We start from the raw sequence: 13,963 nt of genomic DNA on the forward strand, positions 1-13,963 counted from the left end.
ACTCCCCCGAGCGGCGCCCTAAGCTTGCCCGCTGGTAAGCTTGAGGGATGGCCATGTCGAAAACTGCCTTGGGTGGGGCGCTTCTTGGCCTGTGCTCATCTTTATCCCTGCTGGGCTGGAGCAGCCACGCCCTGGCCGCCACCTGCGCCGTGGGCGCGCTGGGGGTCACCGAACGCGTCGCCGTGGGACAGACCAGCCGCCCGCTGCTGCTGCATCGCCCAGCCGGGCTGGATCCCGCTACCGCCGCCCCGCTCGTGATTCTGCTGCATGGCAGCGGCGGGACGGGCGCCAAGATGCTTCAGGCCTCCAGGCTGGAGGCCACGGCTGATCGTGCGGGGTTCATCCTGGTCGCCCCGGACGCCGGCATTCCAGTGGGCCAGGGCTTTGCCTGGAACATCCCCGGCGTGCCGACGGTGACCGGCAAGATCCCGGACGCTTCGGACGCCGACGACGTGGCCTATCTGGCCCGGATCGTCGACAGCCTGGCCGAGGAGGGCTGCATCGACCGCGCGCGGGTCTATGTCACCGGCCTGTCGGGCGGCGGGCGCATGGCGTCCTGGCTGGGTTGCGTGGAGTCTGGCCGCTATGCCGCCATCGCCCCGGTGGTCGGCCTTCGGGCCGGCAATCCGAAGACCGACAATCCGCAGGAGCCTGATCCTGCCACCTGCAAGCCCGCCTTGCCCGTGCCGGTCATCGCCTTCGCCGGCGACAAGGACACGACCAATCCGACCCAGGGCGGGGGCGCGGGCTACTGGCAGTACACCATGCACGCCGCCGAGCAGCGCTGGGCCGCCCTGAACGACTGCCAGACCGCCCCGACCACGCGGTGGGTCGCGCCGGGCGTCTATGAAGAGCGCTATTCAGGCTGCCGGGGCGAGGCCGACATAGTGGGGCGGGTCACCGTGGGCGGCGCCCACATCTGGCTGGCCGACAACGACGCCCTTTGGACCTTCGTGTCGCGGTATCGGCGGGACTAGACCCTAGCCGTGCCCCGGCATGGCCAGCGGCTCGCCGGCGTCCTGGACCAGGCGGCGGGCCTGTTCGAGGGCCGCGTCGATATCGGCCTCGATGAACTCGACCTCAAGGTCGGTCAGCGGGTGCGGGGCGGCGACGGTCTCGCGCAGATAGACGCGCTTTTCCGGCTGGGTCATCGACCACCAGCCGACGGTGTGGCCTTCCTCGATCACCGCGTCGCCCATGGCCAGCAGGTCGTCGGTGTCGAAGATCGGCTGGCCGGGCTTTTCGGGGAACCACTGACCGTCGTCAGGCAGGGCCTGGTCGAGCCGCTTGAGCAGCGCCGCCAGCCACGGGCTGACCAGCAGCGGCTTCTCATAGCCGTCGCCGAACTTGGCGCGCAGCAGCAGGTCGTACAGGAGCTCCAGCCCCTCATCGCCCTCGAAGGTGACGGTCTTGGCGGCGGGATCGAACTTGAAGACGTCGGACATAAGAAATCTCTTGGTCGGGCTGACCGAGTGTTAGCGTGACTCGATGACGTTTGGCGCCCGAAGCGTCCAACGCCGAACGCCCCCTCCGTCACGTCGCTTCGCGCCGCGCCACCTCCCCCGCACGCTCCGCTACGGGGCAGGAGAAGCACTGCCTCACCCTCCTGCCCCGCTTGCGGGGGAGGTGGCGCGCTGCGAATACGCAGCGTGACGGAGGGGGCGTGCGGCGCCGGCCGTCCTACAGCTGGTCCAGCCCGTAAACCGCGTGCAGGGCCCGGACGGCCAGTTCGGTATAGGCCGCGTCGATCAGGACGCTGATCTTGATCTCCGAGGTCGAGATGACCTGGATGTTGATGTTCTTCTCGGCCAGGGCCTGGAACATCGACTGAGCGACGCCGGCGTGGCTGCGCATGCCGACCCCGATCACCGAGACCTTCGAGACATCCTCGTCGACGGCGACGGCCTCGAAGCCGATCTCTTTCTGGGCGGCGGTGACGATCTCGACGGCGCGCTGGGCGTCGCGCTTGCCGACCGTGAACTCCATGTTGGCGGTGTCGGCGCTGCGGGCGCGCGACTGCACGATCATGTCGACGTTCACATTGGCGTCGGCGAGGCGGCCGAAGATCTGCGAGGAGACGCCCGGATGATCGGGCAGGCCCAGCAGGGTGATCTTGGCTTCGTCGCGGCTATAGGCGACGCCCGAGACGATGCGCTTTTCCATGATTTCTTCCTCGTCGCAGACGATCGTACCTTGGCCCGGAGCTTCCCCCGGCTCGACGAAACTCGACAGCACCCGCACCGGGACGCGATGGGCCATGGCCATCTCGACCGAGCGGGTCTGCAAAACTTTGGCCCCCAGCGAGGCCATTTCCAGCATTTCCTCGTAGGAGATCTTGGCCAGCTTGCGGGCCTTTCTCTCGATGCGAGGATCGGTCGTGTAGACGCCGTCGACGTCGGTATAGATGTCGCAGGCGCCCTTGATGGCGGCGGCGATGGCCACGGCGCTGGTGTCCGAGCCGCCCCGGCCCAGGGTGGTGATGCGACCGTCGCTAGTGACGCCCTGGAAGCCGGCGATCACGGCTATCTGGCCGGCCGCGAAACAAGCCTCCAGATTGGCCGGCGGAATGTCTTCGATACGGGCGCGACCGTGGGCGGTGTCGGTCAGGATCGGCACCTGCCAGCCCAGGAACGAGCGCGCGTCCAGCCCCATATTGCGCAGGGTCATGGCCAGCAGGCCGGCCGTGACCTGCTCGCCCGAGGCGACGATGGCGTCGTATTCGTCGTCCGACTCGGGAAGGCCGGGTGCGGCGCGGCCGGCGCCGTCGGTCCAGGCGACCAGCTCATTGGTCTTGCCCGACATGGCCGAGACCACCACCGCCACCTGCTTGCCGGTCGCGACCTCGGCGGCGACCAGACGGCCCACCCGCCGGATGCGCTCCAGGTCGGCCACCGAGGTGCCGCCGAACTTCATCACCAGACGAGACACGTCTTCAAACCCTCAAGCGATAGCGGTTTTTTCTTGCGCCCACGCGGTGAGATTGCTCCCCGCCGCGCAAGCCCCGGCCTTCTAGCGGCGCAACGGCGCAACGGCAATGTCGCGGGCCTGTCTTTTTTCGCCGACGATGTCGCACGGCGGCCGGCGTGATAGACAGGCGACATGACCCAAGCCGCTTCGCCCGACGCTCCCCCCTCCTGGTCCATCGACCCCGCCGACGTGGCGCGGTTCTCGGCCATCGCGGCCGAATGGTGGGACCCCAAGGGCAAGTTCGCGCCGCTGCACGTGTTCAACCCCTGCCGGCTGGCCTTCATCCGCGAGCAGGCCGTGGCGCGGTTCGACCGCGATCCCAATGGCCGCGCGCCGTTCGAGGGCCTGAGCCTGCTGGACATCGGCTGCGGCGGCGGACTGCTCAGCGAGCCGATGGCGCGGCTGGGCTTTGCGGTCACGGCCATCGACGCCTCGGAAAAGAACATCAAGACCGCCGCCACCCACGCCGCCGAACAGGGACTGGAGATCGGCTATCGTCCCGCCACGGCCGAGCAACTGCTGGCCGAGGGCGCCGGGCCGTTTGACGTGGTGCTGACCATGGAGGTGATCGAGCACGTCGCCGACCCGGGCGCGTTCCTGCGCACCTGCTCGCAACTGCTCAAGCCCGGCGGCCTGATGATCGTGGCGACCCTGAACCGCACGCTGAAAGCCCTGGCCCTGGCCAAGATCGGGGCCGAATATGTGCTGCGCTGGGTGCCCGCCGGCACTCACGACTGGAAGCAGTTCCTGAAGCCGGACGAACTGCGCGCCTTCCTGGCCGGAGAGCCAGTGCAGATGCAGGGCCCGTTCGGCGTGACCTACAACCCGCTGACCGGCCGCTGGAGCCGGTCCAGCGACAGCGACATCAACTACATGATGACGGTGACCCGCGACTGAGTCTGGGAACCTTCACCTTCGCCGGGCTTTCCCTTGGCACAGGGACACTGTGAAGGATTGGCGACCCCATCGGGGGATGGCCGTTGATCCGTTCGACCGAACGGAGAGCACCACCATGACATCGAAATACATCGCCGCACTGATGGCCACCACGGTCGCCTTCGGCGCGGCCGCCCCGGCCCTGGCCCAGACCGCCAGCGCCCAGGCCGCCTATCAGCAGCGCCTGAACACCTATCAGGACCAGCGCGCCGACTACCGCACCCAGATCGCCGATTACGACGCCAAGCAGCGCGCCTACGAAAAGGACCGCGCCGCCTATGAGCGCTCGCGCCTGAACTATGATCGCCGCTATGGCGCCGGGGCTTATGACCGTCGCTATCCGCAATATGCGACCCGCTATGGCTCGGCGAACTATCAGACCAGCAGCGCCTACTACGCCGAACAGGCCGCGTTCCAGCGCGACCGCGACCTCTATGAGCGCGACCGCCGCGCCTATGACCGCCGCTATGGCGCGGGCCGCTATGATCGTCGCCACCCGAAGATCGCCGCGCGCTTCAACATGAGCGGCGCCGGCTATGCCGATAACAGCCCCTACGACGCCCAGCGCGCCCAGTGGGAACGCGACCGCGCCGACTATGACCGGGCCCGCGCCGACTATGACCGTCGCTACGGCGGCGGCGCCTATGATCGTCGCAATCCGGAGTATGCAACGCGTTACAGCGCGCCCTATGCCGGCGGCCAGTACGGGACCAACACCTCGTATAACGAGCCCTGCCGTCAGGACGCCAAGCGCAACGCCACCGTCGGCGGCGTGATCGGCGCCCTGGCCGGCGGCGTGCTCGGCTCCAACGCCGCCGCCCGCAACGCCAAGCCGGAAGGCACCGTCCTGGGCGCCCTGGTCGGGGCCGGCATCGGCGCCGCCATCGGCAACGCCTCGGCCAAGTCCAAGTGCGACACCCGCGGCAACTACTGGACCTATGACGAGACGGTCCCCTACCGCGAGGCGGTCTATAACGGCGGTAATTACAACAGCCGCAGCGACGAACGCTGCCGTCTGGCCCCCGCGCCGGCGGAATATAACGGCCGCACCGAGACGCGTTACATCCGCGTCTGCCCCGACGCCGAAGGCCGCTTCCGCGTCGAAGGCTAGGCCGCACGGCGACGGGGGCCTGGCCCTCGTCGCCGACCCGCGTCGGAAACCCGACCGTCGCCATAGAACCGACAGGCGTCTGGGACGTTATGACGGTCAGGGACACCACAAGACCAATCGGAGCCCGCCATGCGCGCGCAAACCAAAGCTATCGTTATCGCTCTTTCTCTGGCCTTCACGGCCTCAACCGTGGCCGTCACGGCGGCTGAAGCCCAACAGCGCGGCGAACGCTATCGCGTGAAGGTCTGCACCAAGACCAAGGGCGGCAAGGGCACTGTGATCGGCGGCCTGACGGGCGGCACGCTCGGCGCCGCTGTCGCCGGCAATGGCGCCAAGACCGAAGGCGCGATCCTCGGCGGCGTGGTCGGCGCTGTCGCCGGCAACCAGATCGCCAAGAAGAAGAAGTGCCACTACGAGTACCGCTATCGCCGCTAGGCCTTAGCCCAGACCACGACCAGAACGCCCCGGTGAAAGCCGGGGCGTTTTGCGTCGGTTGCGAAGGTCGGCGCTACTGGCGCTCAACGCTCGAGATCCTCCGCCATCGCCGTGGCGATTCTACCGATCTGGGTCATGCCCGAGGCATCATCCCGGACGCTGTAAACCCCGCGCAGATAGGCCAGGTCGAAGGCTGTTAGCCGCTTGGCCGCGTCGCCCGACGAGCCTTGGGCGAAGAGATTCAGGATGGAATTGTACCCCGCCAGGTCAGCTTGCGGCTCGATGTCTGTCAGGGACACAAGCGCGATATAGTCGGCGATCGCCCCCACCTCGACACCGTCGACCTGACTGGCGTCCACCACGATCAGCGAGCCCCGGATGACGCTGCGGGTGGGCTGTTTTGTCCGGCTTCCCGGGCTCCTTATCTCGGGAGCCCCGTCAGGATCACCGACGACCGACTCTGATCCCCAACTTGGGATCACGACCACGCTGTTCCACCAGCGTACGGGCCGGGTGTTTGCCATGAACCGCTGAATCTGCACCGGCGTCGCCGGTTCAAAATGGATTTTCCGGCGGTCACGCGCCTTCTGGAGCATCACCTGCGGCTCTCGCGAGAACAGCACCAGAAGGTTTGGAGCGCAGGACTTTTTCTCGAACTTCACCCCGACCTGCGCGCCCACTTCGCGAATGCGGGAGGCGACATAGGTATTGACCTCGACGGGAGCGCCAGAGACCAGCGGGCACAGGCGAGTGGGTCGTCGCGAGATCTGACCATCGGACGAAAGCGCCGAAGCCGCGAGAACAAATTCGAGCAGATTTTTCCGATTTGTGGCGCGGACCGTAACGCTATCGACCGTCGCCTGCGGGTCCGGTCCTGTCGTTTGAGCCTTTACCGGCACGCCGCTGAACAGGACCGCGCCGCCAAACAGGATCAGAAGCAGTCTGTTCATCTCGGTTCCGCTAGATGCTCATAACGGGCGCGAAGCATTAGACACGATCTGGGGCTGCCTTCGAGCGCAGGTCAAAGAGCGCGTTCAGAGGGGCCTGCCCGGCCAGAGCGCCCCGGTGAAAGGCGGTGCGTTTTGCATCCCGACGCCGTCTAAGGCAGCCGGGGCGCCGGCAGGTCGCGACCGTTCTGGTGCAGCGTCAGGCTGATGGCCCTGCCGTCGGCGCCGAGGACGAAGCTGGCTCTGGCCGGAACCACGGTCCAGATCACCTCGGTCGGGCTTTGCGGAAAGATCTCGAAGACCGGCTGGCCCGTCAGCTGGGCAAGCAGCCGCCCCTCCTGGCGCGTTACCGTCATGATGATCCCCGGGACCAGGGCATAGCGGCCGACCAGGGCGTCCAGCGCTGCGGGGGGAAGCGCGACGATCTTGACCGGCGGCGGCGCTGCCGCCGGTTCCGCGCCGTCGGCCAGCCGGGGCGCGGGCGTGTTCTGGCCATTCTGGTGCAAGGTCAGAGCCGTGGCGCGGCCATCCGCGCCAACGTCAAAGGTCATCTGGGCGTCGACGATCCGGGTGAAGAAGCGGGTCGCCCCCTCGGCGAAGAACTCGATACGGGGCTGGCCGGTCAGCTGGCCGAACATCCGCTCACCGTCGCGGGTGATGGTGATGACGGCGCCCGGCGCGAGGGCGTAGCGACCGGTCAGGCCGTCGAGCACGGCCGGCGCCAGGGTCGTCGCCACGCGCGCCTTGGGCGCGGCCTTCAAGGGTGTTCCGATCAGCAGGTGAAGGCCCAGATCCTCGATCCCGAGCGGGCTGGCGGTGTTGTTCAGCACGACGACGCCGAGCCCGGTCTTGCGGTCGAAGCCGACGAAGCTCTGAAAGCCCATCGTGCCGCCGCCGTGGCTGACGATCTCGCCGTCGGGGGTCGCGCCGATATGCCAGCCCAAGGCCACCTGCACCTTGTCACTGACAGGACGGCGCGGCTTGAGCTGAGCGGCCATGGCGGTCTTCAGCGGCGTGTCGACATAGCCGAGCTCGGCGGCCAGCAGGGTCAGAAGGTCGTCGGCCGAAGAGCGCAGACCGCCCGCGCCGGGCAGGCTGGGCAGGTCCCAGTGCGGCGTCACGGCCGAGTCTGCGGAATAGCCCGTCGAGAACCGCTGGGCCAAGGCCGGCGTCAGGGTGATCGCGGTGCTGGAAAGACCCAGCGGCTTAAGCACCCGTTGACGCAGGACCGTCTCGTAATCGCCGCCAGCGCGACGGGCCAGGGCCCGACCCAAAAGACCGACGCCCAGATTGGAATATTCATAGGTCGCGCCGATGTCCCGCGTAAGCACATAGCCCTTCAGAAAAGCGTCGAGCTGGGCCTCCGTATAGTCGGCATAGGGGTTTAGGGGATCCGCCATCGCCATGTTGCCCGGCAGGCGCGGAAGGCCCGACGTGTGCGTGGTCAGGTCCAGCAGCGTGATGGCCTTGCCGTTGCGTTCGGGCACGACCGCGCCCGGCGGCAGGTATTTGACGACGGGATCGTCCAGCCTGACCTCGCCCCGTTCGACCATGTCGGCCAGCAGCAGGCCGGTGAAGGCCTTGGTCACCGAACCGATCTCGAACAGGGTCTCGCCGTCGACGGGGCGCCCTGTCTTCAGGTCGCGGACGCCCTGGGCGATGATCCGCCGCCCCGTCCGGTCGATCACGCCGACCACCATGCCGGCGGACTGCCTGTCGGTATCGACCCGCTGGACCAGCACCTTGCGGATCGCCGCGTCCGACAGGCGCTCGCTGGTGGGGGGTGCGGGCGCGGTCTGCGCCATGGCGGGGATCGCGGCGCCCGCGAAGACCAGCACGCTGGTCAAGACAGCCAGGACGTTGCGCATCGAGCCCCCTATCGCTCCGCCAGCAACCGCGAAGCCTCACACACTATGGTTGTGGAAGCCTGACTTGGAAAGCGCCTGCACGGCCCTCAGTTCACGTCCGTCTTCTTCAGCGCCGGGGGCGGCAGGGGCGCGACCTTGATGCCGTCCTCGATCAGGGCCTTGGCCTCGGCCGGCGTGGCCTGGCCGTAGATGCCGCGCTCCTCGGACTTGCCCTCGTGGATGTCGCGGGCCTCCTTGGCGAAGGCGTCGCCGACATTGTCGAAGTTATCCTCGACGTGCCGGCGGACCTCGCCCAAGGCCGTCATCATCATTTCGCGCATCTTCGCATCGACGGCCGGCGCGGCGCTCTGGGCCTTGGTGCCGGCGATGGCGGGCGACATGATCTGCTTGGACACGCCCTTGGACCCGCACAGCGGACAGTCGACGAGGCCGCGCGCGCTCTGGTCGTCATAGTCGGACGACGAGCCGAACCAGCCCTCGAACGCATGGGCCTGATCACAATGGAGCGCGTACTTGATCATGATCTGAAGATGGGGATGGTCAGGGACCGGTAAAGGCGCGGGCGTTCTTGAGAGCGGGGATGGCCGCGCGCGCCTTGGTCGCGGCGTCCAGGTCGAGATCGGCCACAAGCACCCCGGGCTCCTCATGGTCAAGCACGCCAATGACCTCACCCCACGGACCGATGGCGAGGGTGCGGCCCCAGGTGCCGCGCCCGTCCTCGTGGAAACCGCCTTGGGCGGGCGCCAGCACGAACGAGCCGGTCTCGATGGCCCGGGCCCGCAGCAGGATCTCCCAGTGCGCCTGGCCCGTGGGCCGGGTGAAGGCGGCCGGAACGGTCAGGATCGTCGCGCCCTTCAGGGCCAGGGCCCGATGCAGGGCCGGAAAGCGCATGTCGTAGCAGATGGTCAGGCCGAAGACGCCCAGCGGGGTGTCGACCACCACGGCCCGCTCACCGGGCTCATAGGTCGCCGATTCCCGCGCCGTCTCGCCGGTCGGCAGGTCGACGTCGAACATGTGCAGCTTGTCGTAGGTCGCGACGATCGCGCCCGTTGGATCGATCACCGCCTGCCGGTTGGCCGCCTTGCCGTCCTCGCGCAACACCAGGGCCGAGCCGATGTCGATCCAGACGCCCAGCTCGACGGCCAGATCGCGAAGGCCGCGCACGACGATGTCGTCCTCCAGGCTCTGCAGGGCGGGCAGCAAACGGGCGCGGTCCTTCTGCAGGACGTTGGTCCCCTCGGGCGTCAGGATGAACCGGGCGCCCTGGGCGGCGGCCTCGCGCACCAGCGGCGCGACATGGGCCAGCGCCGCCGCGTGGGTGGCGGGGGTCCGCGTCTGGATCAGGCCGACCCTCAAGGCGCCCTCGGAGCTCATGCGGCGAGGATCGCGTCCAGCTTGCCCTCGCGGTCCAGGGCCATCATGTCGTCGCAGCCGCCAATGTGCTGCTGGCCCACGAAGATCTGCGGGAAGGTGGTGCGACCCGAGCGGTCCATCATTTCCTGGCGCAGCTTGGGGTCCATACCGGCTTCGATTTCCGTGAAGTCGGCGCCCTTTTCACCCAGAACCTTGAGGGCGCGGGCGCAGTAGCCGCAGAACGGGCGGGTGTAGATGATGACTTTGGCCATGGGATAACGAGTCTCTCCTTGTGGATCTCATATAGGACGCGCTTGCATTTCTGTAACGCGCGCCACGACAGCCAGGGTCACTTCGGCCGCGCCCGCCGCCTTCAGAGCCCGCGCGCAGCCCTCGGCCGTGGCGCCGGTGGTCAGAACATCATCGACCAGCAAGATCCTGCGCCCGATCACCCGATGCCGGCGCGACTCGGGCACGACGAAGGCGGCCGCGACATTGCGGCGGCGACCCGAGGCCGACTTGCCGCCCTGGCTGACCGTATCGCGCTGGCGGACCAGGGCGTCGGCCAGATAGGCCACGCCGCTGGCGCGGGCCAGCGGCCGGGCGATCTCGGCGGCCTGGTTGTAGCGGCGGCGCAGCAGGCGTCCCGGGTGCATCGGCACCGGGGCGATGGCGTCGGCGTTTTCCAGCAGCGGCGCAGCGGCGCGCGACAGCCAGCGGGCCATCAGGCCCGACAGGTCGGTGCGGTCGGCGTGCTTAAGTTTCAGGATCAGGTCGCGGGAATGTTCGTCATAGACGCAGGCGGCGCGGGCCCGGCCAAAGGCCCTTGGGCGAGCCTGGCATGCCGGACAATGCTCGACCGCGCCGCTGTCGAACGGCAGGGCCAGACCACAGCCGTCGCAGACCGGATCGTCCAGAAAGGTGACGCGGTTCCAGCTTTCGGCGGACAGGCCGTGGGTCTGGGCCGGGCCGCCGTCAAAGGTCCGGGGCGGCAGAAGAAGGTCGAGCAGGCCCCTTCCAAGACCTCGCAGACGCGGCCCCGCTTTCCATATCGGTTCGAAATCGCCATGTTCCGCCCGCATGACCGCCTCGCCCCTCCTCTTCGACCGCGACCTTCTCAAGGTCCGCCTCGACCGCGCCGCGCCTGACTATGCGTCGGCAGACTTCCTCAAGCGCCGGACGGCCGAGGATGTCGTCATGCGGCTGGAGACGATCCTGCGACGCTTTCCGGTCGCCGTCGATCTCGGAGCGCGAAACGGCGCTTTCTCGCAGGCCCTGGCCGCCAGCGACGCCGCCGCCAATATCGACGTGCTGTTCCAGAGCGACCTGTCGGCGCGCATGCTGGGGGCCGGCAATGGCTTGAGCGTGGTGGCCGACGAGGAGCGCCTGCCGTTCGGCGACGCGACGCTCGATCTGGCGGTCTCGACCCTGTCGCTGCACTGGACCAATGACCTGGTCGGGGCCCTGATCCAGATCCGCCGGGCGCTGCGGCCCGACGGCCTGTTCATCGGCGCGATCTTCGGCGGGGCCACCCTGACCGAGCTGCGCCAGGCCCTGCTGCAGGCCGAGGACGAGGTCAGTGGCGGCGCGTCGTTCCGGGTCTCGCCCTTCGCCGACGCCATCGACGCGGCGGGTCTGCTGCAGCGGGCGGGCTTCGCCCTGCCCGTGGCGGATGTGGATCGGGTCAAGGTGCGCTACGGCCACCCGATCGAGCTGCTGCGCGATCTTCGCCGCATGGGCGAGACCAGCGTGCTGCTGGACCGCTCGCGCAAGCCGATGGGCCGGCGGGTGCTGGCGCGGGCGATGGAAATCTATGTCGAGCGCTTCGCCGAGGCCGACGGCCGTGTGCCGGCGACGTTCGAGATCGTGGCGGTAACCGGCTGGGCACCGCACGAAAGCCAGCAGAAGCCCTTGCGGCCCGGCTCGGCCAAGATGCGACTGGCCGACGCCCTGGGCGTCCAGGAACAGTCGGCGGGCGAGAAGCCTGGCTAGCTGCCGTGCGTCGAGGCGATGGCGGTGGAGGTCTTTTCGAAGCTGGTCTTGATGCCGCCGCTCAGCATGGAAACGGCGCTGATGATGGCGATGCACAGGCCGGCGACCAGCAGACCCACCTCGACGGCGGTGGCGCCGCTCTGGTTGCGGCCAAAGCGCTTCAGAGCAGATCGCGCAGCCACGCCACCAGCGGGATGTCCGCCGGGGGCATCGGATAGTCGGCCAGTTTGTCCGGCTTCACCCATGCCAGCGCCTCATGTTCCTTGCGCGTGACCAGGCCTTCCCAGCGGCGCAGCAAGTAGAGTGGCATCAGGAGGTGAAAAGACTCGTAACTGTGCGACGCGAAGACAAAGGGCGCCAGGCAGGATTGAGCGACCGTGATCCCCAGCTCTTCTTGCAGCTCGCGGATCAGGCACTCTTCGGGCGTTTCGCCAGGTTCGACCTTGCCGCCCGGAAACTCCCACAGCCCGGCCAGTTGCTTGCCTTTCGGCCGCTGACAGATCAGCACGCGGCCATCGACATCGATCATGGCGGCGGCGGCGACGAGGACGGTGGGCTTGCTCATGGTGCCGGGTTTGGCGCGACCGACCGGTGATGGCAAGTCATGTGGCATAACGGCCTGCCGAGCCGCGCCCCTTGACTTCGCACCTGCAACAAACGATATGGACCGTGCGCCCTTAGGCGCTATCGGCGCTCCAGTCGCGTGAAGGTCCGTTTTTCGGATCAGCCTGTCGAGCGCCATGAAACGTCCATAAGACCGCCCGGGCCACGCGGGGCGCTCCCCAACCGACCCGTCTCATGGACGAGCCGCGCGAGGACCGCGCGCGCCGTCATGCGGCATTGTCTGAAAGACAGCCAACTTGACTCAATTTACCGACCTTGGCCTGGCCAAGCCGCTCCTCAAGGCCCTGGCCGACAAGGGTTACACCACCCCGACCCCGATTCAGGCCCAGGCCATCCCCACCGTCATGACCGGTCGCGACCTGCTGGGTATCGCCCAGACCGGCACCGGCAAGACCGCCGCCTTCGCCCTGCCGATCCTGCATCGCCTGGCCGAAGACAAGAAGCCGGCCCCGCGCCGCGGCTTCCGCTGCCTGGTCCTGTCGCCGACCCGCGAACTGGCGACCCAGATCGCCGACAGCTTCCGTGACTATGGCAAGCACATGGGCCTGACCGTCGCCACCATCTTCGGCGGCGTGAAGTATGGCCCGCAGATGAAGGCCCTGGCGGCCGGCGTCGACGTGGTCGTGGCCACGCCTGGCCGCCTGATGGACCACCTGGGCGAAAAGTCCGCTCACCTGAACGGCGTCGAGATCTTCGTGCTCGACGAAGCCGACCAGATGCTGGACCTGGGCTTCGTGGTGCCGATCCGCAAGATCGCCTCGCAACTGCCCAAGGAACGCCAGAACCTGTTCTTCTCGGCCACCATGCCCACCGAGATCGGCAAGCTGGCCGGCGAACTGCTGAAGAACCCGGCCCAGGTGTCGATCACCCCGTCGGCCACCACCGTCGAGCGCATCGACCAGTCGCTGATCTTCATCGAAGCCCAGCGCAAGCGCCCGCTGCTGGCCGAACTGCTGGCCGACAAGGCCGTTGAACGTTCGATCGTCTTCACCCGCACCAAGCGCGGCGCCGACCGGGTGGCCAAGTATCTGGTCGCCAGCGGCATCGAAGCGGCCGCCATCCATGGCGACAAGACGCAAGGCCAGCGCGAACGCGCCCTCGCCGCCTTCAAGGCCGGTGACGTCAAGGCCCTGATCGCCACCGACATCGCCGCGCGCGGCATCGACGTCAACGACGTCAGCCACGTGTTCAACTTCGAACTGCCCAACGTGCCGGAATCCTACGTCCACCGCATCGGCCGGACCGCCCGCAAGGGCAAGGACGGCATCGCCATCAGCTTCTGCGCCGATGACGAACGCACCCTGCTGCGCGATATCCAGAAGGCCACCCGCCAGACGATCCCGACCTTCGATCGTCGTAACGACAAGAGCCTGGCGGCCGCTGCGGCCGTGGCCGACAAGCTGGCTCCGCCGGAAAAATATGTCGATCCGCGCCGCGCTGACCCGCGCAATAACGTCCCGGCCGAACTGCGTCGTCAGCGCAACCGTCCCGCCCGCAGCGGCGACGGCGCCGCCAAGGCTCCGGGCCAAGGCCAGAGCCGTAATGGCGGCGGCGGCGGTCGCAGCGGCGCCTCGAACGCCTCGGCCAAGCCGGCCGGCGGCGACTATCGCGGCCCCAAGCGCAGCAGCGCCGCGGCCCCCGCCGAGAAGCGCTGGAACCCGATCGACTGATACCCAACACGGGTATTGCTCCCCGGGGCGCGCCCTGACATGTGACTGAATCGACGGCCG

General features: G+C 68.0%; 16 protein-coding genes. 6 read left to right on the forward strand and 10 right to left on the reverse strand.

What is annotated here, in order from left to right; translation table 11 throughout:
• Window positions 1–53: 53 nt before the first annotated feature.
• Window positions 54–977: a CE1 family esterase gene (locus ACW17Z_RS06625; RefSeq protein ID WP_492058087.1), complete on the forward strand. Its 924-nt coding sequence runs from the start codon at window positions 54–56 to the stop codon at window positions 975–977.
• A 3-nt stretch (window positions 978–980) separates the two neighbouring features.
• Here ACW17Z_RS06625 and ACW17Z_RS06630 read toward each other — a convergent pair whose 3' ends face one another.
• Window positions 981–1,445 (reverse strand): hypothetical protein, encoded by a 465-nt coding sequence (locus tag ACW17Z_RS06630; protein WP_419318238.1) that lies wholly within the window; start codon window positions 1,443–1,445, stop codon window positions 981–983.
• Window positions 1,446–1,680: 235 nt separating this feature from the next.
• Window positions 1,681–2,928: an aspartate kinase gene (locus tag ACW17Z_RS06635; RefSeq protein WP_419318240.1), complete on the reverse strand. Its 1,248-nt coding sequence runs from the start codon at window positions 2,926–2,928 to the stop codon at window positions 1,681–1,683.
• Between the two features lie 171 nt (window positions 2,929–3,099).
• On the opposite strand from ACW17Z_RS06635, the gene ubiG reads away from it, so the two are divergent.
• From ubiG to ACW17Z_RS06650, 3 genes are all read left to right on the forward strand, one after another.
• Entirely contained in the window at window positions 3,100–3,864 is a 765-nt protein-coding gene (gene ubiG, locus ACW17Z_RS06640; RefSeq protein WP_419318242.1) for a bifunctional 2-polyprenyl-6-hydroxyphenol methylase/3-demethylubiquinol 3-O-methyltransferase UbiG, read from the forward strand.
• 115 nt (window positions 3,865–3,979) lie between these two features.
• Entirely contained in the window at window positions 3,980–5,014 is a 1,035-nt protein-coding gene (locus ACW17Z_RS06645) for a YMGG-like glycine zipper-containing protein (RefSeq protein ID WP_419318243.1), read from the forward strand.
• A gap of 129 nt (window positions 5,015–5,143) precedes the next feature.
• Complete coding sequence (locus ACW17Z_RS06650; RefSeq protein ID WP_419318245.1) at window positions 5,144–5,449, forward strand: glycine zipper 2TM domain-containing protein; 306 nt, start codon at window positions 5,144–5,146, stop codon at window positions 5,447–5,449.
• An 83-nt stretch (window positions 5,450–5,532) separates the two neighbouring features.
• Here the strand turns inward: ACW17Z_RS06650 and ACW17Z_RS06655 are convergent, their stop codons facing one another.
• The 6 genes from ACW17Z_RS06655 to ACW17Z_RS06680 all read right to left on the reverse strand — a co-directional run bounded on the left by ACW17Z_RS06655 (window position 5,533) and on the right by ACW17Z_RS06680 (window position 10,699).
• On the reverse strand, window positions 5,533–6,399 hold the full coding sequence (locus tag ACW17Z_RS06655; protein WP_492058088.1) for a hypothetical protein: 867 nt from the start codon (window positions 6,397–6,399) through the stop codon (window positions 5,533–5,535).
• 149 nt (window positions 6,400–6,548) lie between these two features.
• On the reverse strand, window positions 6,549–8,264 hold the full coding sequence (locus ACW17Z_RS06660) for a serine hydrolase (RefSeq protein ID WP_492058089.1): 1,716 nt from the start codon (window positions 8,262–8,264) through the stop codon (window positions 6,549–6,551).
• Window positions 8,265–8,350: 86 nt separating this feature from the next.
• Window positions 8,351–8,785: a DUF1178 family protein gene (locus ACW17Z_RS06665; protein WP_492058090.1), complete on the reverse strand. Its 435-nt coding sequence runs from the start codon at window positions 8,783–8,785 to the stop codon at window positions 8,351–8,353.
• Between the two features lie 19 nt (window positions 8,786–8,804).
• Window positions 8,805–9,638, reverse strand: a complete 834-nt coding sequence (locus ACW17Z_RS06670; protein ID WP_492058091.1) for a carbon-nitrogen hydrolase family protein — start codon at window positions 9,636–9,638, stop codon at window positions 8,805–8,807.
• Window positions 9,635–9,889, reverse strand: a complete 255-nt coding sequence (gene grxC, locus ACW17Z_RS06675) for a glutaredoxin 3 (RefSeq protein WP_492058092.1) — start codon at window positions 9,887–9,889, stop codon at window positions 9,635–9,637. Before grxC ends, ACW17Z_RS06670 begins: the two co-directional genes overlap by 4 nt.
• A gap of 27 nt (window positions 9,890–9,916) precedes the next feature.
• Window positions 9,917–10,699 carry a ComF family protein gene (locus ACW17Z_RS06680; RefSeq protein ID WP_492058093.1) on the reverse strand — a complete coding sequence of 261 codons (783 nt, stop codon included), beginning with the start codon at window positions 10,697–10,699 and terminating at the stop codon, window positions 9,917–9,919.
• On the opposite strand from ACW17Z_RS06680, the gene ACW17Z_RS06685 reads away from it, so the two are divergent.
• Window positions 10,698–11,609, forward strand: a complete 912-nt coding sequence (locus ACW17Z_RS06685) for a methyltransferase domain-containing protein (RefSeq protein WP_492058094.1) — start codon at window positions 10,698–10,700, stop codon at window positions 11,607–11,609. The two genes, ACW17Z_RS06680 and ACW17Z_RS06685, sit on opposite strands and share 2 nt — an antisense overlap.
• On the opposite strand, the gene ACW17Z_RS06690 is transcribed toward ACW17Z_RS06685, so the two are convergent.
• Together ACW17Z_RS06690 and mutT are read right to left on the reverse strand one after the other, a co-directional pair.
• On the reverse strand, window positions 11,606–11,791 hold the full coding sequence (locus tag ACW17Z_RS06690; RefSeq protein WP_419252320.1) for a Flp family type IVb pilin: 186 nt from the start codon (window positions 11,789–11,791) through the stop codon (window positions 11,606–11,608). The genes ACW17Z_RS06685 and ACW17Z_RS06690 overlap by 4 nt on opposite strands.
• The gene (gene mutT, locus ACW17Z_RS06695; RefSeq protein ID WP_492058095.1) at window positions 11,770–12,174 is read right to left on the reverse strand and encodes an 8-oxo-dGTP diphosphatase MutT; all 405 of its coding nucleotides are present in this window, start codon (window positions 12,172–12,174) and stop codon (window positions 11,770–11,772) included. The genes ACW17Z_RS06690 and mutT overlap by 22 nt, the downstream gene beginning before the upstream one ends.
• A gap of 295 nt (window positions 12,175–12,469) precedes the next feature.
• Here mutT and ACW17Z_RS06700 point away from each other — a divergent pair, with 295 nt between their 5' ends.
• On the forward strand, window positions 12,470–13,903 hold the full coding sequence (locus ACW17Z_RS06700) for a DEAD/DEAH box helicase (protein WP_492058096.1): 1,434 nt from the start codon (window positions 12,470–12,472) through the stop codon (window positions 13,901–13,903).
• Window positions 13,904–13,963: the final 60 nt, after the last annotated feature.

The organism is Caulobacter sp. GSs2 (genome assembly GCF_058680895.1).

Bases quoted from the DNA above. Each gene is read 5' to 3' on its own strand.
- ACW17Z_RS06625 (WP_492058087.1), top strand. From the start codon at position 54: ATGTCGAAAACTGCCTTGGGTGGGGCGCTTCTTGGCCTGTGCTCATCT.
- ACW17Z_RS06630 (WP_419318238.1), bottom strand. From the start codon at position 1,445: ATGTCCGACGTCTTCAAGTTCGATCCCGCCGCCAAGACCGTCACCTTC.
- ubiG (WP_419318242.1), top strand. From the start codon at position 3,100: ATGACCCAAGCCGCTTCGCCCGACGCTCCCCCCTCCTGGTCCATCGAC.
- ACW17Z_RS06645 (WP_419318243.1), top strand. From the start codon at position 3,980: ATGACATCGAAATACATCGCCGCACTGATGGCCACCACGGTCGCCTTC.
- ACW17Z_RS06650 (WP_419318245.1), top strand. From the start codon at position 5,144: ATGCGCGCGCAAACCAAAGCTATCGTTATCGCTCTTTCTCTGGCCTTC.
- ACW17Z_RS06655 (WP_492058088.1), bottom strand. From the start codon at position 6,399: ATGAACAGACTGCTTCTGATCCTGTTTGGCGGCGCGGTCCTGTTCAGC.
- ACW17Z_RS06660 (WP_492058089.1), bottom strand. From the start codon at position 8,264: ATGCGCAACGTCCTGGCTGTCTTGACCAGCGTGCTGGTCTTCGCGGGC.
- ACW17Z_RS06665 (WP_492058090.1), bottom strand. From the start codon at position 8,785: ATGATCAAGTACGCGCTCCATTGTGATCAGGCCCATGCGTTCGAGGGC.
- ACW17Z_RS06670 (WP_492058091.1), bottom strand. From the start codon at position 9,638: ATGAGCTCCGAGGGCGCCTTGAGGGTCGGCCTGATCCAGACGCGGACC.
- grxC (WP_492058092.1), bottom strand. From the start codon at position 9,889: ATGGCCAAAGTCATCATCTACACCCGCCCGTTCTGCGGCTACTGCGCC.
- ACW17Z_RS06685 (WP_492058094.1), top strand. From the start codon at position 10,698: ATGACCGCCTCGCCCCTCCTCTTCGACCGCGACCTTCTCAAGGTCCGC.
- ACW17Z_RS06680 (WP_492058093.1), bottom strand. From the start codon at position 10,699: ATGCGGGCGGAACATGGCGATTTCGAACCGATATGGAAAGCGGGGCCG.
- mutT (WP_492058095.1), bottom strand. From the start codon at position 12,174: ATGAGCAAGCCCACCGTCCTCGTCGCCGCCGCCGCCATGATCGATGTC.